The sequence below is a fragment of the Pseudomonas sp. P8_241 genome (genome assembly GCF_034008315.1).
Classification (GTDB): Bacteria; Pseudomonadota; Gammaproteobacteria; order Pseudomonadales; family Pseudomonadaceae; genus Aquipseudomonas.
Genome location: NZ_CP125377.1, coordinates 1,883,913 through 1,905,551, shown reverse-complemented (window position 1 = coordinate 1,905,551; position 21,639 = coordinate 1,883,913). Strand labels below are relative to the sequence as shown.

Annotated in this window: 15 protein-coding genes; 9 read left to right on the top strand and 6 right to left on the bottom strand. The window is 60.1% G+C overall.

Annotated features, from left to right (window positions below; genetic code table 11):
* The first annotated feature begins 132 nt into the window (after window positions 1-132).
* On the top strand, window positions 133-444 hold the full coding sequence (locus tag QMK58_RS08610) for a DUF962 domain-containing protein (protein WP_053156458.1): 312 nt from the start codon (window positions 133-135) through the stop codon (window positions 442-444).
* A gap of 24 nt (window positions 445-468) precedes the next feature.
* Complete coding sequence (locus tag QMK58_RS08605; RefSeq protein WP_320396155.1) at window positions 469-1,059, top strand: phosphohydrolase; 591 nt, start codon at window positions 469-471, stop codon at window positions 1,057-1,059.
* A gap of 75 nt (window positions 1,060-1,134) precedes the next feature.
* Here QMK58_RS08605 and QMK58_RS08600 read toward each other — a convergent pair whose 3' ends face one another.
* Window positions 1,135-1,950 carry a UDP-2,3-diacylglucosamine diphosphatase gene (locus tag QMK58_RS08600; RefSeq protein WP_320396154.1) on the bottom strand — a complete coding sequence of 272 codons (816 nt, stop codon included), beginning with the start codon at window positions 1,948-1,950 and terminating at the stop codon, window positions 1,135-1,137.
* A gap of 134 nt (window positions 1,951-2,084) precedes the next feature.
* On the opposite strand from QMK58_RS08600, the gene QMK58_RS08595 reads away from it, so the two are divergent.
* Together QMK58_RS08595 and QMK58_RS08590 are read left to right on the top strand one after the other, a co-directional pair.
* Window positions 2,085-2,849 carry a helix-turn-helix transcriptional regulator gene (locus QMK58_RS08595; protein ID WP_053156451.1) on the top strand — a complete coding sequence of 255 codons (765 nt, stop codon included), beginning with the start codon at window positions 2,085-2,087 and terminating at the stop codon, window positions 2,847-2,849.
* 159 nt (window positions 2,850-3,008) lie between these two features.
* Window positions 3,009-3,902 (top strand): DMT family transporter, encoded by an 894-nt coding sequence (locus QMK58_RS08590; RefSeq protein ID WP_053156448.1) that lies wholly within the window; start codon window positions 3,009-3,011, stop codon window positions 3,900-3,902.
* Here QMK58_RS08590 and QMK58_RS08585 read toward each other — a convergent pair.
* From QMK58_RS08585 to recQ, 4 genes are all read right to left on the bottom strand, one after another.
* Window positions 3,896-4,183, bottom strand: coding sequence for a SelT/SelW/SelH family protein (locus tag QMK58_RS08585; protein WP_053156445.1), 288 nt, complete (start codon window positions 4,181-4,183; stop codon window positions 3,896-3,898). The two genes, QMK58_RS08590 and QMK58_RS08585, sit on opposite strands and share 7 nt — an antisense overlap.
* Before the next feature lie 33 nt (window positions 4,184-4,216).
* A complete protein-coding gene (locus tag QMK58_RS08580) occupies window positions 4,217-5,497 on the bottom strand; it encodes a hypothetical protein (RefSeq protein ID WP_320396153.1) in 1,281 nt (426 codons plus the stop codon).
* A gap of 127 nt (window positions 5,498-5,624) precedes the next feature.
* Complete coding sequence (locus QMK58_RS08575) at window positions 5,625-6,059, bottom strand: MarR family transcriptional regulator (RefSeq protein ID WP_053156439.1); 435 nt, start codon at window positions 6,057-6,059, stop codon at window positions 5,625-5,627.
* A gap of 119 nt (window positions 6,060-6,178) precedes the next feature.
* Window positions 6,179-8,305: a DNA helicase RecQ gene (gene recQ, locus QMK58_RS08570; RefSeq protein WP_320396152.1), complete on the bottom strand. Its 2,127-nt coding sequence runs from the start codon at window positions 8,303-8,305 to the stop codon at window positions 6,179-6,181.
* A 364-nt stretch (window positions 8,306-8,669) separates the two neighbouring features.
* On the opposite strand from recQ, the gene QMK58_RS08565 reads away from it, so the two are divergent.
* The 4 genes from QMK58_RS08565 (at window position 8,670) to lapD (ending at window position 12,437) form a co-directional block, all read left to right on the top strand.
* A complete protein-coding gene (locus tag QMK58_RS08565; protein ID WP_053156432.1) occupies window positions 8,670-9,257 on the top strand; it encodes a YecA family protein in 588 nt (195 codons plus the stop codon).
* Between the two features lie 10 nt (window positions 9,258-9,267).
* A complete protein-coding gene (locus QMK58_RS08560) occupies window positions 9,268-9,663 on the top strand; it encodes a YbaN family protein (protein ID WP_053156429.1) in 396 nt (131 codons plus the stop codon).
* 102 nt (window positions 9,664-9,765) lie between these two features.
* The gene (gene lapG, locus QMK58_RS08555; RefSeq protein WP_053156426.1) at window positions 9,766-10,473 is read left to right on the top strand and encodes a cysteine protease LapG; all 708 of its coding nucleotides are present in this window, start codon (window positions 9,766-9,768) and stop codon (window positions 10,471-10,473) included.
* A gap of 23 nt (window positions 10,474-10,496) precedes the next feature.
* Window positions 10,497-12,437: a cyclic di-GMP receptor LapD gene (gene lapD / locus QMK58_RS08550; protein ID WP_320396151.1), complete on the top strand. Its 1,941-nt coding sequence runs from the start codon at window positions 10,497-10,499 to the stop codon at window positions 12,435-12,437.
* A 120-nt stretch (window positions 12,438-12,557) separates the two neighbouring features.
* On the opposite strand, the gene QMK58_RS08545 is transcribed toward lapD, so the two are convergent.
* The gene (locus QMK58_RS08545) at window positions 12,558-19,688 is read right to left on the bottom strand and encodes a retention module-containing protein (protein WP_320396150.1); all 7,131 of its coding nucleotides are present in this window, start codon (window positions 19,686-19,688) and stop codon (window positions 12,558-12,560) included.
* Window positions 19,689-20,278: 590 nt separating this feature from the next.
* Here QMK58_RS08545 and QMK58_RS08540 point away from each other — a divergent pair.
* On the top strand, window positions 20,279-21,637 hold the full coding sequence (locus QMK58_RS08540; protein ID WP_053156402.1) for a TolC family outer membrane protein: 1,359 nt from the start codon (window positions 20,279-20,281) through the stop codon (window positions 21,635-21,637).
* Window positions 21,638-21,639 lie beyond the last annotated feature (2 nt).

Sequence of the window (21,639 nt, the reverse complement as noted above, 5' to 3'; positions counted from 1 at the left end):
CGCGGCTGATTTCCGAAAGGATACTAAAGTGGCGCCTATTGTCACTGGCTGATACCAATGATCACTTTAGACTCAAATAAGCTACCCGCAGAACAAGTTGCCGTCAGAACAATAACCACAGAGATCGCAGTCGTGGATAACATCAAGCGTTTCAACAGCTTCGCTGAGTTCTATCCGTACTACCTCAGCGAACACAGCGACAGTACTTGTCGACGATTGCATTTTATCGGCACAACCCTGGTCATTTTCATTCTGGCGCTGACCATCGGTCGTGGTGCGTGGATGCTGTTGTGGGCCCTGCCGCTGGCGGGTTACAGCTTCGCCTGGGTCGGGCACTTTTTCTTCGAGAAGAACCGCCCGGCCACCTTTCAACATCCCCTCTATAGCCTGCTCGGTGACTTCGTGATGTACCGGGACATGATTCTGGGGCGCGTTCCGTTCTAGTCATACGCCGCGGGAGACCTGCCGATGAATGCCAATGCCCGTTTCACCCACATGAAGGATGGCACGGAGGAAGACTGGGCGATCATCGCGGCAGACTTCAGTGCTTACGCCCGACAATTGCCGACCCGGATTGTGGCGCACCTGAAGTTGCTGGAGGGTGACTTTGGCGGGTTCCCGGTGGATCGCCTCACACACTCCCTGCAAACCGCCACCCGCGCCTGGCGCGATGGCCGCGACGAAGAGTACGTGGTTTGCGCCCTTCTTCACGATATCGGCGACACCCTGGGTTCCTTTAACCACCCGGACATTGCTGCGGCGATCCTCAAGCCATTCGTCAGCGCCGAAAACTTGTGGATGGTGGAGAAACACGGGATTTTCCAGGGTTACTATTTCTTCCATCACCTGGGCATGGACCGGCACCTACGCGAGCAATTCAAGGACCATCCGCAATATCAGGCGACGGCCGAATTCTGCGCAAAGTACGATGCCGCGGCGTTTGATCCAGAATACGATACGCTGCCGCTGAGCTTCTTCGAGCCGATGATGGAGCGGTTGTTTGCGCAGCCGAAGAATTCCATCTACAAGGCGGCGATGGAAGAACAATCGCCAGCCTGAAGTTAAAAGATCGCAGCCTGCGGCAGCTTCTACAATCACGACTCTCTGTAGGAGTTGCCGCAGGCTGCGATCTTTTCAAGCCAGTTCTTCGACTTTCGAAGCCTTCAACTGCACCTCCCGCACCTGGGCATCGGCCAACCGATACAACTCGATCGTGCCATCCCAGTGCTCGATCAGCGCCGTGCACGATTCCACCCAATCCCCGCAATTGAGGTAATCCACCCCGCCCACCTTGCGGATCTCCGCATGGTGAATGTGCCCACACACCACGCCATGCAGTTCGCGTTTGACGCACTCATGGGCGATGGCTTCTTCGAAGTCGCTGATAAAACTGACCGCGGTTTTGACCTTGTGCTTGAGGTACGCCGACAGCGACCAGTAACCGTAGCCATAACGCGCCCGCCAGTGGTTTAGCCAGCGATTGAGGGTCAGGGTGAACTCGTAGGCCCAGTCGCCGAGGAACGCCAGCCAGCGGTGGTAACGGGTGATCACATCGAACTGGTCGCCGTGAATCACCAGCAGATGCCGGCCATCGGCGGTGACATGCACGGCCTCGTCGACCAGCTGGATATTGCCCAGTATCAGCTTCGAATAACGGCGCAGGAATTCGTCGTGGTTGCCGGTGACATAAATCACCTCGGTGCCGCGCTTGCTCATGGTCAGCAAGCGTCGGATCACATTGGTGTGCGCCTGGGGCCAGTACATGCCACCGCGCAGTTTCCAGCCATCGATGATGTCGCCGACCAGGTAAACCTTGTCCGCGTGGTAGCCCTTGAGAAATTGCGAAAGGTGTTCAGCCTGACAATCCCGCGTACCCAGATGCACGTCGGAAATCCACAAAGTCCGCACGCGTTGCTTACGGGTGGGTTTGGCGAGCTCGGCGCTGGTCATGGGCAACCCTCTGGCAATTTTTGGCCAGTCTGCGCCGGAGCGGTTAATGGTCCATGACAGCGCCAAGTCAGTCCTGTGACGGCGTTTGCATGCTCACTCGGTGTAGACTGGCGGCCTGACCCGGGAGAACTGCGATGAGACCGATCCTCACGCTACGCCAGTACAGCCACGACCTGATCGTTCACAGCCACGAACACGCGCAACTGGTGTTCGGGCTGTCGGGCGCGCTGGATTTCGAGGTCGGCGGCCATGGCAGTCAGGTGGTTCAGCAGAGCTTCGTGGTGATACCGTCCGGCGCCCATCATGCTTGCGGTAGCGCCAATGGCAGCCGTTGCCTGGTGTTGGACGTGCCCAGCGAGCAATGGGTGGCGCAGTCGCTGGGTGATCACGCCGATTCGAGCCGACGCCTGCTCGACAATGCCGGTCGGCTGGCACTGGATGCCGGGCAAAGCCAATTGGTGCATTGGCTGGCGAACAGCCCGGTCGATGATCCGCTGATTGCGCAACAGGGCGCGGTCTTGCTGCTGGCCAGTCTCAACAAGGTCGGGCCTGAAGCCATCGGCGGTCGGCGCCTGCCCTACGCCGCGCTGAATGCGCACATCGATCAGTACGCAGCCTATCCTTTGCAAGTCGCCGACCTGGCGCGTGTGGCCGGGCTGTCCAATGCTCGCTTGCACGCGCGATTCGTGGCCGAATGCGGGCAGACACCGATGGACTACATTCGCAGCCGCCGCCTGCACATCGCCGTGGACTTACTGCGCACCTCAGCGCTGCCCATTGGCGAAATTGCCTGTCGGGTCGGGTATAGCTCGCAGAGTGCGTTTGCGGCGGCGGTGCTACGGGAGTTCGGCGCCTCGCCCGGGAAACTGCGGCGCGAGGCTGGCGACAAAAAACGCTAGTTTGCCGACAGACACCACGGGGCCGCACGGTTCAATGTAGGAGCTGCCGGAGGCTCGGTCCGCGCTCGGGCGATCTTTTGACCTTGTTTTTTTCAAGATCAAGATCAAAAGATCGCAACCTCCGTCAGCGCCTACATGATTTTACTGTTAAGGATTGCAATGACTCCCCGTACCGCCCTTGGCGCCCTGCATATTGGTGCACTGATGTTTGGCCTGACCGGCGTGTTCGGCAAACTCGCTGCCGCTTCACCGGCGATCATCGTTTTTGGTCGTGCTGCATTCGCCGTATTGGCCCTGGCATTTTTTGCCCGGTTTGCCAGCCAGACACGCTGGCAAAAACTCGAAGCCGTGGACTGGCGCCGCCTGTTGCTCAGCGGTCTGTTGCTGGCCGGGCACTGGGTGAGTTTCTTCATTGCGGTGAAAGTTGCGGGCGTTGCAATCGCAACATTGGGTTTTGCCAGTTTCCCGGCGTTTACCGTAATTCTCGAAGGACTGATTTTCCGCGAGCGCATCCGTGCCAATGAAATCCTGCTGGTGGTGCTTGTCAGCATTGGCCTGGTGCTGGTCACGCCGGACTTCGATCTGGCCAGCGGCGCCACCACGGGCCTGCTTTGGGCGGTGGCTTCCGGCTTGCTCTTCTCACTGCTGTCGCTGACCAACCGCGCCAGCTCCGGGCGAGTACCGCCCGTGCAAGCCGCCTTGTGTCAGAACGTGGTGGTTGCCCTGTGCCTGCTACCAGTGGCAGCACCGCAATTGAGCGAAGTGCGTGCCCTCGACTGGCTGTGGATCGGTCTGCTCGGCGTATTCTGCACCGGTGTCGCCCACAGCCTGTTTGTCGCCAGTCTCGCCGTGATCAAGGCTCGCACCGCCGCCGTGGTGTTTGCCCTGGAGCCGGTTTACGGCATTACCGTGGCGTGGCTGTTGTTCGATGAAAACCCGACCCTGCGCATGCTGCTCGGCGGTGGTTTGATTATCGTGGCGATCGTAGTGTCCAGCAGGCTCTCAAGTGGCTCCCCCAACCAAGCCACTGCCACTCAGGCTTCGTCTCACTGAGTCCGGTCGCTGTGCCCCAGGTCGCGGTCCGGATCGATCTGATCACGGACCCGCTGCTTGAGGACCTTGGCTTCAGGAAAACCACCGTCCGCCTTACGCTCCCAGATCTGCACATCGCCGCAGAAAATATGAAAGACCCCGCCCGTGCCCGGCACCAGGGAGACTTTGCCCAAATCATCACCAAAGGTACTGAGCAGTTCCTGGGCCAGCCATGCCGCGCGCAACAGCCATTGGCATTGGGTGCAATAGGTGATGATGATTTCCGGTTTGCTGGTGGTCATGACGAGGCGAAACTCCAGGATCTGAGGACGCCGTCATGATAGCCCGGCTTGCTGGTTCCGGGCTGTACGCTTGGGGTCGTCCCGTGGCTGCGAATCAGGCTCCAATACCCATTCCATTGTTGCTTCGATCTCGTTCAAGGCGGCAGGCCTGGCACTTTCATACGGATTGATCAGCTCCCAACTTGAGTTCATGGACAGGTCCTCAGGCTCAAGCCGGTATGGTTCCTCAGGCACATCTTCGGGCGGGGCCGCAGCGGCCATCGTTGTATCAACGACGGGAGCGAAATACGCGAGCTGCGGATAACGCGCAGGGGCGTCCTGAAGCATGTGCTCCTGATCCACTGGAATCTCGCCATGCTGCGCGCAAGCCGATTGCATCGCGCGATCGGCCCCCCGCAGATCAACCATCGACTCAGCTTCTGATGGCTGCTCGGTCGAGGGCTCGGATCGAGATAAACGACGCTGACGAAGCAACAACCAGCCCAGTACCAGCAACACCGCCAGCAGTGGCAACCTGGCAGCCTGCAACCAGTCAGTGTCGGATTCTTCAACAACTTCCAAAGCGGGGGAAACCGGCTCAGCCTGCGCACTCTTGAGCGCCACCAGCCGGGACTGCAGCTGCGCCAGCTGTTTTTGCTGAACCGAAATCTCCTTGTCCTGGCCCCGAAGCTTTGCATTGAGCTCATCGACAGTGATTTGCAGCTGACGGTTTTGCAGGATACTGGCCGCTAATTGCTCGGCAGCGGGGACTGCGTCGGGTGCTGAAGCTGATTGAACGGACTCGGATTTCAGCGACGGCTGGACTGGCGCCGGCGGAGCCACGACGGCCGGTTGCACGCTGGGGAAGGCAGAGGAAGGACTGAAAACCGGCTCATCCGTCGCGGGCACAATCTCCGGTGAACCCGGCGGATCGATCAACAGCGTGTACTCGCGCACCAATCGGCCATTGGTCTGATTGACCTGCACGAGGAAGTTCAGGAACGGCTCATTCACCGGTTTGCTGGACGTCACCTGGATCAGCCTGCGATTGCCCCGCAAGACCGGAGTGAATGTCAGGTTGTCGAGAAACACTGCCCGATCGACCCCTGCGCGCCTGAACTCGTCGGCCGTCGCCAGCGTGGCCGAAAGCTCGCCCTCTTCAAGCCCGGCGACATCCACGAGCGTAATCTCGGCACGCAATGGTTGATTCAACGCCGAATGAAGGGCGATATCACCCAAGCCCAACGCGGGCGCCAACGCCGGGTAAGTGACAGCGGCGAGAGCAAGCATTACTCGGGAACAACTGCATAAAACCAATCGCCAGCGCTTGAGCATGAGCATCCTTTGGAAAACGAGAACCGACCCGCACGTATTCGCACATCCGGTACGAACACGATATTGCCAAGTAGTTCTTATAGTCCGCGTGACGCTGCTTCTCTCAAGCCTGACGGTCAGTTATGCCTCAAGATTTTTCAAGGTTGGCCAGTATGTGGCCGTGAACCCGCATGCACACCTTGAGATCCGCTTCTTCCACGCCTTCGAACAATTCGTGACGAAGCTGATTGGCGATGGTTTCAATTTGTTCGATCAGGGGACGCGCCGGCGCGCAGAGGACGATTTTTTTTGCCCGACGATCTTCCAGAACCGCCTGCCGTTGCACCAGTCCCTGCCCTTCGAGGCTATCGAGCAACCGGGCCAGAGTCGGTCCTTCGACACCGACACTTTGCGCCAGCTCACGTTGGGTCGGTGCGTCGTTGAAACGGGCCAGATGCAGCAGCACCAGCCAACGCGCCTGGGACAGCCCCAGGCCAGCCAGGCGACGGTCCAGTTCGGCACGCCAGCCGCGAGACATCTGGGCCAGTTGCATACCAAATCGGTGGGGTTCGGTTAACGGCATAAAAGACTCATGATCAGACTAAAATAGAGAAATACTAATTATTAGTCAGCTAAGCATGAGCCTTGGCACGAAGCAAGGCTTGATCGTTAGTGAATCGTTACATCAGCTGTACTAATCACTCAAATTTCGAATTCAGACTGCAAGGCTGCACGAACGCAATACAAAACCCCTTCCGGCACCCTGCCGGCAAACAGCGCCGCAATCTCGGAAACCGGCGGCAACTCGCCCTCGCCATCAAGGAAAGCGTCCTGGACTTCACCCATGAGGTCTTCAGGCAGATCCAGCGCCTGCTCCAGCGACAACTGCTGCTTGCCGATCGCTTCGGCCAGCATGGTGTAGACGTTCTTCTCCGAGCACTGCAACTGACCGGCAATCTGCAACGGCGTCATGCCGGCCCGGGCCAGTGTGATCAGTTCGTGGCGCACGTCGGCCACGACCTTCGGGGCCTCGACCTGACCACCGAGGACTTCGAGGAAGGCCTCGCCATAGCGTTCCAGTTTGCGCGCGCCAACGCCGCTGACCGTGGCCATTTCTGCCAGGGAAGTCGGCTGGCTGCGCAGCATTTCCAGCAGGGTCGAGTCAGGGAAGATGACGTACGGCGGTACGCCATGCTCCTCGGCGAGTTTGCGACGCAAGGCACGCAAGGCCTCCCATTGCTCGCGTTCCTCCCCACGGACCAGTTGACTGGCCTGGCTCTTGCTGCTTTTAGCGGTGGTTTGCGCCTTGAGGTCGCGACGCAATTCCAGGGTCACTTCGCCCTTGAGTAGCGGCCGACAGGTATCGCTCAAGCGCAGGCCGCCATACCCTTCATGGTCGACGTCAGCCAGACCGCGCGCCACCAACTGTCGGAACAACGAGCGCCATTCGCTCTCGGCCCTCGCCTTGCCGACCCCGAACACCGACAGGTGCTGATGACCGAAGCTGCGGACCTTCTCGTTGTCCTTGCCCAACAACACGTCCACCAGATGCCCGACGCCATAGCGCTGGCCGGTGCGGTAAATCGCCGAGAGCGCCTGACGCGCCGGCTCGGTGGCGTCCCAGGTCTGCACGCCATCGACACAGTTATCGCAGTGACCGCAAGGTTCGGGCATGTCCTCGTCGAAGTAGGCCAGCAAGGTCTGGCGGCGGCAGCGGGTTTCCTCGCACAGCGACAGCATCGCGTCGAGCTTGTGCTGCTCCAGGCGCTTGTGACGCTCGTCGCCTTCGGAGTTCTGCAACATCTGTTTGAGCATCACCACGTCTTGCAGGCCGTAGGCCATCCACGCGTCCGCCGGCAAGCCGTCACGGCCGCCGCGACCGGTTTCCTGGTAATAGGCCTCAAGGGATTTCGGCAAATCGAGGTGCGCGACAAACCGCACGTTGGGTTTATCGATGCCCATGCCGAATGCGACGGTGGCGACCATGATCAGGCCTTCCTCGTTGAGGAAGCGCTTCTGGTGATAGGCGCGCAAATCGTTCGGCAGGCCGGCGTGGTACGGCAGCGCCGGAAAGCCTTGTTCGCTGAGGAAAGCTGCGACTTCCTCGACCTTTTTCCGAGACAGGCAGTAAACGATGCCCGCATCGCTGCGCCGTTCGGCGAGGAACGCCAGCAACTGCTTGCGCGGCTGTTCCTTGGGCACGATGCGATAGAAAATATTGGGGCGGTCGAAACTCGACAGAAAGCGCTCGGCATCCTGCAAATGCAGACGGGTGACGATTTCTTCCCGGGTGCGCTTGTCTGCCGTGGCGGTCAAGGCAATACGCGGTACGTCGGGGAACAATTGCGCCAATTGCCCCAGTTGCAGGTATTCCGGACGGAAGTCGTGGCCCCATTGCGATACGCAGTGGGCTTCGTCGATGGCGAACAAGGCGATATTCAACCCTTGGAGGAACGACAACATGCGCGGCTGGACCAGGCGCTCGGGGGCGAGATACAGCATTTTCACTTCCCCGCGCTTGATGCGGGCCGCGAGATCGCGCTGCTGCTCGGCACTCAGCGTGGAGTTCAACGCCGCGGCGGCCACACCCAGTTCTTCGAGAGTGGCAACCTGATCGTCCATCAACGCAATCAGCGGCGACACCACCACCGCCAGGCCTTCTCGCAGCAGCGCCGGGACCTGGAAGCACAGGGACTTGCCGCCACCGGTAGGCATCAAAACCAGGGCATCGCCGCCGCTGGCCACGCGCTCAATGATTGCACCCTGGCGGCCACGGAAACTGTCGTAGCCGAAGATGTCCTTGAGGACGCGTTGAGCCTGTTCGAGCATAAAAACTCCAAAAATCACCGAAACATCCCTGCAAGGCTGGTTCAGAACCCGCAACGCTGCACCAAAAAAGAGTAAGGGCGCGTTGCATGACGCTTCACATCTGAGCCATGACGCCAGCAGGGCATCACAAAACGCGCGAGTATACCCGAGCGCTGTCCGGCAAAGGGTGCCGCTGATAAGTCAAACCTGATCCGGCAGGAGCTGGCGAAGGCTGCAATCTTTTGATTTTGTTTTTCAAGATCAAAAGATCGCAGCCTTCGGCAGCTCCTACATTAATAGGGAGGCAAATATGCCGCGCGGCTGGCCCAAGCGCTCAAGAAGGCCTAGAATTCCCGCATCGAACATTCCCCAAGGTAGTCCTTTAATGTCCTTCGCTGAGCAACTAACCCGCCTGCAAGTCTTCCTCGACGCCGACGAACTGCATGACGAGGCGCTGGACTACGTGGCCGCACACGGCTATCTCACCGCGCTTTCGATCTGTTCCGAAGACGTTCCTGATCGCGAATGGATCGATGCGCTCTTCGCCGAAGAGCCGCATTACAGCAGCGAAGCTCAACGCGAAGAGATCGAAGCCACCCTGATCGGCCTCAAGGCCCACATCGCCCGTCAACTGGCCTCCGATGAAGAGTTCGAGTTGCCATGCGACCTGGACCTGGGCGAAGAGCCGGATGATTCCGACCTGCGCGGCTGGTGCATCGGTTTCATGGAAGGCGTGTTCCTGCGCGAAGCAGCCTGGTTCGAGAGCGCCGAAGAAGAAGTCAGCGAAATGCTGCTGCCGATCATGGTCGGCTCGGGCCTGTTCGACGAACAGCCAGAGTTCGAAGACATCGCCAAGGATGCCAACCTGATGGACGACATGATCGTGCAGATCCCGGAAGCCCTGACTGCGCTGTACCTGCTGTGCAACGCACCAGACGAAAAACCGGCGATCCTCAAGCCACGCCACCATTAAGGTCCTGCCTATGGACAACCCCATAGGCAACCGCCCCCTGATGTTGCGCTACGTGCTGCTGGCCATCGGCTGGCTGAGCGTAGCGTTGGGGGTGATTGGTATTTTCCTGCCCGTACTGCCCACCACCCCCTTCCTGTTGCTCGCGGCCGCCTGTTTCGCCCGCAGTTCACCGCGTTTCTATCATTGGCTGGTGGAACATCCGCGGCTCGGGCCATGGATTCGCGACTACCTCGACGGCAACGGTATTCCGCTCAAGGGCAAGGTCTACGCCATCGGCCTGATGTGGGTGAGCATTCTGTTTTCCTGCTATCTGGTGCCGATGCCATGGGCGCGGGGGTTTATGCTGACCAGTGCACTGTTGGTGACGATTTATATCTTGCGGCAGAAGACTTTGCGCAAGTCCTGAGTTTCGGGGTCGATGTTCACACGCACACCCATTACTCAACAGACCGAGCGCTAGCTACAAACTCCACCTAGACTTCACCAATCTGCATTTGAGCAGCCCGACATGCCCCGCAGTCCGCGTAGTCAAGGATGGCCAGCGCTCCGACTCCGGTTCGGCGGGTGGCTGCTGCTGGCCAGTTGCTTTTTCACTGCCCTGCAAACTGTCCAGGCCGACTGGGATTTCGCGCAAATCCTGCGTTCCGTCGAAAAACGCTACGGCCCTCTCGGCCCCGCCCGTGGTCGGATCGAGGCGTGGGGCCAAATGCTCCAAGGCGAACGAGGCGCACCTGAGCGCGAGCAACTGACTGCGGTCAATCGTTTCTTCAATCAGCAGTTGACCTTTCAAGACGACACGCGCATCTGGCATCAGACCGACTACTGGGCCACCCCCGTCGAAGCCCTGAACAAGGGTGCTGCCGACTGCGAGGACTATGCCCTGGCCAAATATTTCAGCCTGCGCCAACTCGGCGTCCCCAGCGAAAAACTGCGCATTACTTATGTCAAAGCCTTGAACCAGAACCAGGCACACATGGTGCTGACCTATTACAGCAGCCCGACGTCCGAACCGCTGGTGCTGGACAACCTGATCGGCGAAATCCGCCCCGCCTCCCAGCGCAAAGACCTGTTGCCGGTATATGCCTTCAACGCCGAAGGCCTGTACCTGCCGGGCAAGAACGGCGGCCAGCGCAGCAGCGATTCGAAAAAACTGTCGCGCTGGCAGGACGTGCTGAAAAAGATGCAGGCCGAAGGGTTCGATGTCGGCGATGGCTAGCCGCAACAGCAAGGAGCAATTTCATGACATTGCGCAAACAGTTGTTTCTGGCCATCTGCCTGTTCCTGCTGGTGGCGTTCAGTGGCAGTTTTTTTGTCAGCCTGGAAACCTCGCGTGAGCAGACGCTCAGCCAGCTGCGCGCCCACGCTCAGGATGCGGCCACTGCCCTGGGGTTGTCCCTGACGACGCAAATCGATGACCCGGCAATGGTCGAGCTGATGGTCAGCTCGATTTTCGACAGCGGTTATTTCAGCACCATCCGCATTGTCGACATCAAGAATGACCAAGCGTTGGTGGAGCGCAGCACGTCCACGCCAATCGACGGTGTTCCGCGCTGGTTCGTCAGGCTGGTCCATCTGCGCCCCGAAGGTGGCGATGCGCTGATCATGCGCGGCTGGGAGCAAGTGGCGCGGGTTGAAGTCCTGAGCAATCCGCAGTTTGCCCTGGCCAAACTTTGGGACAGCACCCTCGGCAGCCTGATCTGGTTGCTGTTGTGCGGATTGCTCAGTGCCGTGTTCGGAGGATGGCTGTTGCGCCGGCAGCTGCGGCCGCTCGACAATATGGTCAAGCAAGCCGAAGCCATCAGCAAACGCGAATTTCTCAGCCTGCCGAAGCTGCCCCGCACGCCGGAATTGAAACGGGTGGTGTTGGCCATGAACCAGATGGTCGAAAAGCTCAAGGCCCTGTTCACCGAAGAGGCTGCGCGCAGTGAAAAACTTCAGGCCCAAGCGTATCTGGATAGCCTGACGGGGCTGGCAAACCGGCGTTTGCTCGATGAACAACTGGCAGTTCGCTTGCTGCCGGGCGAACAAAGTCGCGACGGTCATTTGCTGATGTTGCGCATCAACGATTTGGTCGGACTCAACCAACGCCTTGGCGGTCAGCGCACCGATGCACTGATCGGTGCCGTCGCTGAGTTGCTCACCCGTTTGACGCAATTACCGGAACGGCGGACCTGGCTGGCAGCACGCAATCGCGGAGGTGAATTCAGCCTGTTGGCCCCCGGGCTGAACAACGACGAGGCCGCACACCTCGCCGCTGAGGTCAGCGCCTCCCTGGAAAACCTGCGCCTGACCGCTGCCAGTGACTGCACGCCCGTCGCCCATCTGGGCATCGTCACCTACCGGCCCGGCGAGCCGGCGAGTGACGTATGGCTACGGCTTGATCAGGCATTGACCGAAGCACGGCAGCACCCCGAACGACCCTGGATACATCTGAGCCGGGGCGACTCGGCGATCAATCACACTCAACACGACTGGCGCACCTGGATCGACGACGCGCTGATACACGGTAAGTTAAAGCTGTACTTCCAACCGGTCGTGCAATGCGCCGACACCAGCCAGGTATTGCATCACAAAGTGCTGGCGCGCTTGCTCGACCCACAGGGGGAGGCGATTGCGGCCGGGCATTTCCTGCCGTGGATCGAACGCTTCGGCTGGTCGGCAAGGTTCGACATGGCGATGCTCGAAGCTACGCTGGATTACCTGGTGATCAACCGCTGGCCGCTGGCATTGAGCCTGTCCGGGAGCACCCTGAGTGATCAGACACAGTTCAGGGAAATCCTCGACCTGCTCGATTCCCTCCCCGAGCTTGCACCGCTGCTGACCCTGGAAATCGACGAGCGCCAACTGCCCTCCCCCGAACAACTGGAGAGTCTGAGCCATAGCCTGCTCAAAACCGGTTACCGCCTCGGCCTGCAGCATTTTGGCGGCCGCTTCAGCCAGATCGGCAATCTCACCCAGTTGGGACTGGCCTATCTGAAAATCGACGGCACCTATGTTCGCAGCATCGACGAGCAACCGGACAAACGCCTGTTCATCGACGCCATGTTCCGCGCAACCAACAGCATTGATCTGCCGTTGATTGCCGAAATGGTCGAGACCAGTGGGGAACTGGCGGTAATCAAGGAATTGGGTGTGTTCGGCGCCATGGGACGACTGATAGGGCCACCCGAACCCATGTGACCGAAAGTAGGTGACCCTATAGGGTGGCGAGCCTGCTCGCGAAAGCGGTTTCACATTCAACACTGTCGTTGATTGAACCACCGCCATCACGAGCAGGCTCGCTCCCCCCGGGATCTCGGATTACACGGTATCGACCTTCAAAGAATGATCGTTGAGCATGCCGGTGATGATGGTCGCCGTGTCAGGCCCGGCTACCAGTCCGCCGGCACCCGGCGTCACCCCGTAGTGGCTGGCCAGGTCCACGCCCGCGAGGTCGATGGTCTGGTTTGGCGCAGCGCCGGCCATGGCGCTGACGTCGATGCTGGTCAGGACCGAGGCACCACTGCCGGTGACGGTGAAGTGCAGGTAGTCGTCGAGCGACGCCGTGGTGCCGTTTTCACCTTGCAGCAGTTGCGACAGGTCGAGCTTGTCGGTACCGGGGGTGAAGTCCGTGATCAGGTCGTGACCGCTGTTGCCCTTGAGCCATTGGAAGGTGTCGGCGCCGCTGCCGCCGGTGAGGGTGTTGGTGCCCAGGCCGCCGATCAGGAAGTCGTCTCCACCCTCGCCCCTGAGTATGTCGTTGCCCAGGCCGCCAGTGATGATATTGCTGTTGTTGTCGCCGGTCAGGGTGTCGTTGAAGTTCGAACCGGCGAGGTTTTCGATACCGCTCAGGGTGTCCGAACCCGCGCCAACGGTGTTCTGCGCGCCGGTCAAACCAAGATTGACGGTGACCCCGGCAGTGGCGTGGGCGTAGCTCGCAGTGTCGATGCCGGTGCCGCCGTCGAGCAGGTCGTTGCCCGTGCCGCTGTAGAGCAAGTCGTTGCCAGCTTCGCCGTGCATCTCGTTATTGCCTGAGCCTGCGGTGAGCACGTCGTTGCCGTCGCCGGCATTAAGGATATTGTCGCCAGTCCCGGCTACCAACGTGTCGTGCCCGATTGTGCCAGTGAGGGTGTGGCCGTCCTGATAGCTGATGTTCACGTTGGCCGTGTCGCTACCGCCGTGGTTGTCGCTGGCGCTGTAGGTGCCTTGGTAGTCCGGGGTGCTGTCATGGCCTCCGGCGTAGTTGAGGGTCATGGTCAGCTGGTAGTTCTCGGAGCCATTGCCGCCGCTACCGCCGTTGGGAATGTTGACGATGTGGATCTGGTAAGCCCCGCCTGAAGTCGCCGTAATGGTCTCGCCATCAGCGACAGACGTATAGGCCCCGCCATTGACCGAGTACTCCATCGTGATATGACCGCTGGCCAGGTTGTGGTCCAGGTTCAGGGTTTCGCCCTGCTTGAGGTTGACGGTGATACGGTCCTCGTCATTGGTGCTGTTGCTGCTGACCGACCCCAGCGTTCCACTGACCACCAGCATGGCGGTCATGGCCGCGGTATTGGCGACGAAGGCGCTGCGATCGATCGTGACGGCCCGGACATTGCCGCCGGTAAAGCTGAAGTTCGAGTTGGTCCCGGTAAAGTCCGCACCCTTCGATACCCAGCCGGTGTTGAACGAGATTGGACCTGCCGAGAGTTGATCGTCGTTGGAATCGGTGTCGTTGGCCAACAACAACTCGCCCGGTACCACGATAGTGCCCGACAGCACGTTGGTGATGATGTGGTCATCCACCGCGACCGGCGCCGCGTTCGGAATGACTTTGACCGTCAGCGTTGAGCTGGCCAGGTCGCCGTCATTGTCGCTGGCGGTGAAGCCGATGTTTTCAGTGATGACCGTTGAAGTGGTTTTCTGCGAGGTGTAGCTGTACTCACCAGTATCGAGGTTTACCACCAGGGTGCCGCCATTGCTGGTGGCAATACTGATGCTGTTGTTCACCGTGTTGAACGTGCCGTGGTTGGTGACGCTACTGGCGGTCAGCGAACCCTGATTGTTGTTGCCTTTAGGGTCATAGGTGTAGGTGATGCCGTCCACCACGACGGATTTGATGAAGCCGCCGTCGGCGCCAAAAGTGCCGCCCTCCATCAGCGTGCCGGTGACTGGCGCACCGATCACGGTGCCCGAGAGCACTGAGTTGAGCTGATTGAGATCGGTCACCAGGACCGCGTTGGTATCGGTATGGGAACTGCCGTCATACGCCAGCGGATCGAGGTTGGCGTTACTCACACCGCTGCCCAGTCCGATCGCATAGTTCTTGATGTTGTTGGCCTCGAGGAAGGCTTTGAGTGCAGCTTCATCCGCCGCGCCAATGTCACCTTCGTTGGGTTTGCCATCGGAAAAGAAGTAGCCGATGTTTTGTGCCCCGGTCAACTTGCCGGAGGTGGCGAACGCAGTTTTCATGGTCGCCACAGCAGCATCGTAGTTGGTGCCGCCGCCCGCGCTGAGGCCGGCAAGCAGGGTCTTCGCTGTCGCCACATCGACCCACACCGAGGTCCTGTCGGTCGCATTGCTGCTGAAGGTGACGAGCTGTACTTTGACGTCGCCCAGATCGTCGTACTTGTCCAGCAAGGCACTGATTGCCTGCTTGGCCAATGCCAGACGCGACAGGCCTTGCACACCGGAGTTGTCGACCATGCTGCCGGAGATGTCGAGCACGATCAGCAGGTTCGAATCGATTTCCACCGCCGCCACGGAGCGTTCTGCCGCCGCCGCCTTGGGCACGTCATCGACGATGTTGACCACGATGGTGCTGGTGGTGCTGTTTCCACCTGCATCGGTGGCTTTGTAGGTGAAAGTTTCGCTCAGGGTGTTAGGACCATCGTTGGCGCCCGGTGCGGTTTTCGGTGCCGAGGTCAGTGTGTAGGTATAGGTGCCGTCCGAGTTGAGCACGATTTGCCCGTAAGCCCCGGTACCGCTGCCGACCAGCGTATAAGTGATGGCGCCCGCAGCTCCGGTGACCGAACCGACCAGAGTGCCCGATCCGGTTTCCCCGGTATTGCCCGGATCGCTTCCGACGACAGAGCCCGCCGCCAGATCCTGGCCGTCCCTGGTCAGGTCGAGGGCTTTTTCGTAGACCGTGACGTCGGTGTCGCTGAGCGCTTTGATGTTGCTGTTGCAGACATCAATGGTGATGGTGGTGGTGCTCAGATCGCCATCACCATCGCGCACGGTGTAGGTAAAGGTGTCGGTAGCGCCCGCAGCGCCGACCGAGTTCGGATTACTGTGATAGACCGCGTTGCCGTTGGCATCGAGGGTCAGGTAACCGTAGTTGCCGTCGATCTGGCTGTTGAGCCCGCCCACGGCCGCCGTCGAGGTATTGCTGCCGAAGCGCACGCCGATCACCGCGCCCAGACCATCTGCACCGCCGGTGTCGTTATCCAGCACATTGCCGCTGACGGTACCGCCCTCCACCACCGAGTCCACGTCCGGTCTGGCGGTGGGCACGTCATCGACGATGTTGACCACGATGGTGCTGGTGACGATGTTGCCCAGCGAGTCGGTGGCCTGATAGGTGAAGGTTTCGTGGGTGACGTTCGGCCCGTCATTGGCGTTCGGCGTGGTGCTCGACGGGGACGTCAGGGTGTAGGTGTAAGTGCCGTTGGAGCTGAGCACGATTTGCCCATGAGCCCCGGCGCCGCTGCCGACCAGCGCGTAGGTGAGTGCGCCCACGGCGCCACTGACCGAGCCGACCAACGTGCCGCTGGCGGTTTCCCCGGTGTTGCCCGGCTGACTGCCGACGACCGTACCGGCGGCCAGGTCCTGGCCATCCTTGACCAGGTCGAGGGCTTTTTCGTAGACCGTGACGTCGGTGTCGCTGAGCGCTTTCAGGCAACTGTTGTACACGTCGATGGTGATGGTGGTGGTGCTTTCATCGCCGTCGGCATCGCGCACGGTGTAAGTGAACACATCCACCGCGCCGGGGCCGCTCACCGTGTTCGGAGTGCTGTGATAGACCGCGTTGCCATTGGCATCGAGGGTCAGGTAACCGTAAGTGCCGTTGATCTGGCTGTTGAGGCCGCCGATGGCCGAGGTCGATGTGTCGCTGCCGAAGCGCACGCCGACGACCGCACCGCTGGCTGCCGGGCCATCCGCACCGCCGATGTCATTGTCCAGCACATTACCGCTGACCGTACCGCCTTCCCTTACCGAATCAGCGTCCGCTTTGGCGGTGGGCACGTCATCGACGATGTTGACCACGATGGTGCTGGTGACGATGTTGCCCAGCGAGTCGGTGGCCTGATAGGTGAAGGTTTCGTGGGTGACGTTCGGCCCGTCATTGGCGTTCGGCGTGGTGCTCGACGGGGACGTCAGGGTGTAGGTGTAGGTGCCGTTGGAGCTGAGCACGATTTGCCCATGAGCCCCGGCGCCGCTGCCGACCAGCGCGTAGGTGAGTGCGCCCACGGCGCCACTGACCGAGCCGACCAACGTGCCGCTGGCGGTTTCCCCGGTGTTGCCCGGCTGACTGCCGACGACCGTACCGGCGGCCAGGTCCTGGCCATCCTTGACCAGGTCGAGGGCTTTTTCGTAGACCGTGACGTCGGTGTCGCTGAGCGCTTTCAGGCAACTGTTGTACACGTCGATGGTGATGGTGGTGGTGCTTTCATCGCCGTCGGCATCGCGCACGGTGTAAGTGAACACATCCACCGCGCCGGGGCCGCTCACCGCGTTCGGAGTGCTGTGATAGACCGCGTTGCCATTGGCATCGAGGGTCAGGTAACCGTAAGTGCCGTTGATCTGGCTGTTGAGGCCGCCGATGGCCGAGGTCGATGTGTCGCTGCCGAAGCGCACGCCGACGACCGCACCGCTGGCTGCCGGGCCATCCGCACCGCCGATGTCATTGTCCAGCACATTACCGCTGACCGTACCGCCCTCCCTTACCGAATCAGCGTCCGCTTTGGCGGTGGGCACGTCATCGACGATGTTGACGTCAAGTGTGCCATTGGCGGTGGTGCCGTTGTCATCGACGACGGTCACGGCGAAAGGCTCGGAAATACTGTTGGTACCGTCGGCAGTCGGGTGAGTCTCGTTATCGGCCAGGGTGTAGCTGTAGCTCACCACCCCGGTGACTGGATCAAATCCGGTGATGGTCAGCGTACTGCCCAGCGGCGTGGTGATCGATTGTGGGAAGCCCACGCTCACGCCACCGGTAACCACGGCGATGCCGCCGACAGTCAAGGTCTGCACGCCGTCCAGTGCGGTGATGGTGAAGGTGCCGCTTTGGGTCAGCGCTGGCGTGTTGGGGCTGGTGCCGTCACTGAGGTTTTTCTCGTAGACGTTCAGTTCGCCGCCGTTGGTGCTCAGGCCATCGATGGTTACGACGTCGTCATTGTTATGGATGTTCAACACCAGGTTCGCCGTGCTGGTGTCGCCATCGGCATCAGTGATGGTGTAGGTGAAACTCTCGGTGCCGTTACCACCGCCATGCAGGTTTTTGAAGTCGGCGTCAGTGGTGTTGAGCGTGTAGGTGTAGGTACCGTTGGCATTCAGCACCAGGGTGCCGTAGGTGCCGGTGAAGGTTCCCGCCGTGATCGGGCCGGTGTTTTCTCCGACGGTGACACGGTCAGCGCCTTGCACATCGTTGGTCAACACGTTGCCGTTGAGGGTCAGCAGGGTTTCCGAGGCCGTACTGGCGTTGCTGTCGTTCACGCCTTGCGGCAGGTCGTCGACGATGTTCACACCAATGCTGCCATTGGCGGTGGTGCCGTTGTCATCGACCACGGTGACTGCGAACTGCTCGGAGAGAATGTTTGTACCATTGGCCGTCGCGTGTGCTTCATTGTCGACGAGGGTGTAGCTGTAACTGACGACACCGGTCGTGGCGTCGAACCCGGTGATGGTCAGGGTGCTGCCCAAGGGTGTGGTGATCGATTGCGGGAATCCGGCGCTCACGCCAGCGGTGACCACGGCGATGCCACCGATGGTCAAGGTCTGCACACCATCCAGTGCGGTGATGGTGAAGGTACCGTTTTGGGTCAGGGCTGGTGCGTCGGGGCTGCTGCCGTCACTGAGGTTTTTCTCGTAGACGGTGAGTTCGCCGCCGCCCGCGTTCAAGCCACCAAGGGTGACCGAATCATCGTTATTGTGAATTTGCAGCACCAGATTCGCGGTGCTGGAATCGCCATCGGCATCCGTCAGCGTGTAGGTGAATGTTTCCGTGCCATCGCCACCGCCGTGCAAGGCCTTGAAGTCCGCATCACTGGTGTTGAGGGTGTAGGTGTACGTGCCATTGGCATTCAGGACCAATGTGCCGTAAGTGCCGACGAAGGTGCCGGGCGTGATCGGACCGGAGTTTTCGCCAACCGGTACACGGTCGGCGCCCTGGGTGTCGTTGGTCAATACGTTGCCGTTGAGGGTCAGCAGCGTCTCCGAGGCGACACCATTGCCATCATCCACCGCTTTGGGCACGTCGTCGGTGATGTTGATGTCCAGGGAACCGGTGGCGGTGTCGCCATTGCTGTCGCCGGCCACCACGGTGAATTGTTCACCGACGCTGTTGGCGCCATCACCGCTCGCGTGGGTTTCGCTGCCGTTGAGGGTATAGCTGTAGCTGACAACGCCCGTCGCCGGATTGTAACCGGTGATGGTCAGCGTGCTGCCCAGCGGCGTGGTGATCGACTGCGGGAAACCGGCGGCAACACCACCGCTGATTACATTGATTCCTCCGATGCTCAGACTGTTCAGCCCATCCGGCGCCGAAATGGTGAAGGTACCGGATTGGGTCAGTGCACCGACATTTCTGGCCGAGCCGTCGTCCAGATTGGCCTCGTTGACGGTCACCTCCCCGCCCGCCAGCGACAGACCGTCGAGGGTGACGGGATTGTTCGGCCCCTCAGGCACCACGACAGGTGGCAGGATCACAGGCGCATCGGCCGCCGCGATCGCGTTGTCTGGATCACCGTCATGACGTTCTTCGGGGAATTGCGGAATGCCGTTGAAACCGGCCGTGGGAAAACCGATGACGGGATCGACCCGCCCGCCCACTTCTTCGAGCAAGACAAAACTGTGCCCCCCGCCCTGCGCCCCACCCGGCGCGGTCATCGTTGGACCGGCAGCGGTGGCCTCAGCGGTTTGGGTCGGGTCATCGCCGGCCGCAATGGCTTTTTGCAGCTGTTCGACATCGGTCAGTTGCGCCTGACTCGGCGCCACCGGCTCAGAGGTATCGACATGGGATATCTGATTCTCCAGCATTTGACTCGTCATCTGCTGGCTGCTGCCGCGCCCGAGCGTCAGCTCCTGGCCATTTTGCAGCTGCACCGCCACCGCGCCTTCAGCGCCAGTGATCAACTGATCGCCGGCGAACAAGCGATCGCCCTCGACCACGGTGCGCCGGGTGCCGTCACTCGCCACCGCGGACACCTGACCAATAACCTTACTGACGATTCCGATGAGCGTAGCCATCTGCACTTCCTCCGCTGCCAACTGCTGTCGGCACCCTGGTTTGTGCGAAGAACGTGCTATGGCTCAGCGGGTAGCCTGACGAATTGTCTGCCGGTGCCGTTTACGTACACAAAGCAAGCCGTGGCCCCGGCGACAATCTCGACCAACCATTTCACTCACCGCGATGTTTATGGTTCGGGAAAAAGCCTATGCAATCAATGGCATTGGATCCCTGTTCCGTAACAACCTGCTGTAAGTGATGCGTAACGATCCTGAAACACCCAAATGACAAAAAACCGTCACATCCAGATCGCTCGCGCCCCTCCCCTTTCAGCACTTCCCCGCCCTGTATCGATAAGTGGACTGGAACTATTTTCCAGTTCTGACGAGCGCCCTAAAGCTCGCAATTCAGGGGCTTTCGGAGTGAACAATGTGCTGGATTTCGCAAGTCTCATAAGTTTTTTTTGGCATAACCGCTATGAAAAAAATTTCTTAGCTAAGCTCCAGAATGTTCTTAGCTCTGTTGTTACAAGCTTGAAACGGTTTTACCTATAAATGTCGTCAAATATTTGGCGACTGATAAGCACCATCAGGAATCAGGGAGATGCACCATGCGCCTATTAACCCCCCTCTGCAGCGCGGTTCTTCTGGCGATGGCCTGCACATCCCAGGCGCAGGCGATGTCGCTGACCGAAGCGATCCAGAGCACCATCGCGACCCACCCGGAATTGGCGTCGCGCGTGGACAGCCGTCTGTCGGCTGATGAAGACGTCAAAGTCGCCAAAGGGGGGTTTTATCCATCCGTTGATCTAAATGCGGCGTACGGGCGCGGGTACAGCGACAACACCAACACCCGCGCCTTCGGCAATCACCACACGGAAATCCTCAATTACACCCAGTCAGAGCTGCGCCTGCGGCAAATGCTTTTCGACGGGTTCAACACCGCCAATGAAGTGGAACGTACCAAAGGTGTAGTCAACTCTCGGGCCTATTACGCTCAAGGCACTGCTCAGGATCTGGCGCTGCGTACCACCGAGGTTTACCTTGAAGTACTCAAGCGCCGTGAACTGGTGAGTCTGGCCAAGAACAACCTGCAAGCGCACTTGCGGGTCAACGATCAGATCGGCCTGCGCACCCAGCGCGGCATCGGCAGTACCGCTGATGCCGATCAGTCCACCGCTCGCCGGGCACTGGCAGAAAACAACCTCGACACCGCCGAAGTCGATCTGGCCGATGCCGAGTCGAACTTCTACGCCGTGGTCGGGCGTTTGCCCGATGAGCTGGAAGCCCCGCCATCGATCCGCGGCGAAGTGCCCACCTCCCTGCCGGACGCCCAGCAGAGCATGGTGGAAAACAACCCTTACCTGAAATCCGCCCAGGCGGATGTGCAATCGGCCGAAAGTCAGTACGAAGTCGCCAAGTCGCCGTTCTACCCGCGCTTCGACGCCGAAGCCGCTGTGGGCGCGAACAACAACATTGCCGGCGAAGAAGGCCACGACAACGAATGGCGGGTCGGTGTGGTGATGAACTACAACCTGTTCCGCGGCGGCAGCGACAAGGCGCGCCTGCAGTCCGACGCGCACAAGATCAACCAGGCGATGGACATCCGTAACAACGCCCTGCGCCAGCTCAACGAGAACATTCACCTGGCCTGGAACGCCATGGTCAACGCCAAGAAACAAACCCCGACCGCCCGCGAATACGCCGACACCAGCAAACGGGTACGCATGGCTTATCAGGATCAGTTCGGCCTCGGCCAGCGCACTCTGCTCGACCTGCTGGACAGTGAAAACGAGCTCTATAATGCCAACCGTCGCTACACAGAAGTACGCTACACCGAGGAGTATTCGATGTACCGCGTGCTGGCGAACATGGGCCAGTTGTTGAGCAAGCAACGGGTGGTATTGCCCGCCGACGCGATTGCCCAGACCGAAGTGAAGAACGAAGCCCGTTTACCCGAAATGAAGTAGTG

Excerpts from the sequence above, each read along its gene's own strand:
- QMK58_RS08605 (WP_320396155.1), top strand. The coding sequence starts at position 469 with ATGAATGCCAATGCCCGTTTCACCCACATGAAGGATGGCACGGAGGAA.
- QMK58_RS08600 (WP_320396154.1), bottom strand. The coding sequence starts at position 1,950 with ATGACCAGCGCCGAGCTCGCCAAACCCACCCGTAAGCAACGCGTGCGG.
- QMK58_RS08595 (WP_053156451.1), top strand. The coding sequence starts at position 2,085 with ATGAGACCGATCCTCACGCTACGCCAGTACAGCCACGACCTGATCGTT.
- QMK58_RS08590 (WP_053156448.1), top strand. The coding sequence starts at position 3,009 with ATGACTCCCCGTACCGCCCTTGGCGCCCTGCATATTGGTGCACTGATG.
- QMK58_RS08585 (WP_053156445.1), bottom strand. The coding sequence starts at position 4,183 with ATGACCACCAGCAAACCGGAAATCATCATCACCTATTGCACCCAATGC.
- QMK58_RS08580 (WP_320396153.1), bottom strand. The coding sequence starts at position 5,497 with ATGCTCAAGCGCTGGCGATTGGTTTTATGCAGTTGTTCCCGAGTAATG.
- QMK58_RS08575 (WP_053156439.1), bottom strand. The coding sequence starts at position 6,059 with ATGCCGTTAACCGAACCCCACCGATTTGGTATGCAACTGGCCCAGATG.
- recQ (WP_320396152.1), bottom strand. The coding sequence starts at position 8,305 with ATGCTCGAACAGGCTCAACGCGTCCTCAAGGACATCTTCGGCTACGAC.
- QMK58_RS08565 (WP_053156432.1), top strand. The coding sequence starts at position 8,670 with ATGTCCTTCGCTGAGCAACTAACCCGCCTGCAAGTCTTCCTCGACGCC.
- QMK58_RS08560 (WP_053156429.1), top strand. The coding sequence starts at position 9,268 with ATGGACAACCCCATAGGCAACCGCCCCCTGATGTTGCGCTACGTGCTG.
- lapG (WP_053156426.1), top strand. The coding sequence starts at position 9,766 with ATGCCCCGCAGTCCGCGTAGTCAAGGATGGCCAGCGCTCCGACTCCGG.
- lapD (WP_320396151.1), top strand. The coding sequence starts at position 10,497 with ATGACATTGCGCAAACAGTTGTTTCTGGCCATCTGCCTGTTCCTGCTG.
- QMK58_RS08545 (WP_320396150.1), bottom strand. The coding sequence starts at position 19,688 with ATGGCTACGCTCATCGGAATCGTCAGTAAGGTTATTGGTCAGGTGTCC.
- QMK58_RS08540 (WP_053156402.1), top strand. The coding sequence starts at position 20,279 with ATGCGCCTATTAACCCCCCTCTGCAGCGCGGTTCTTCTGGCGATGGCC.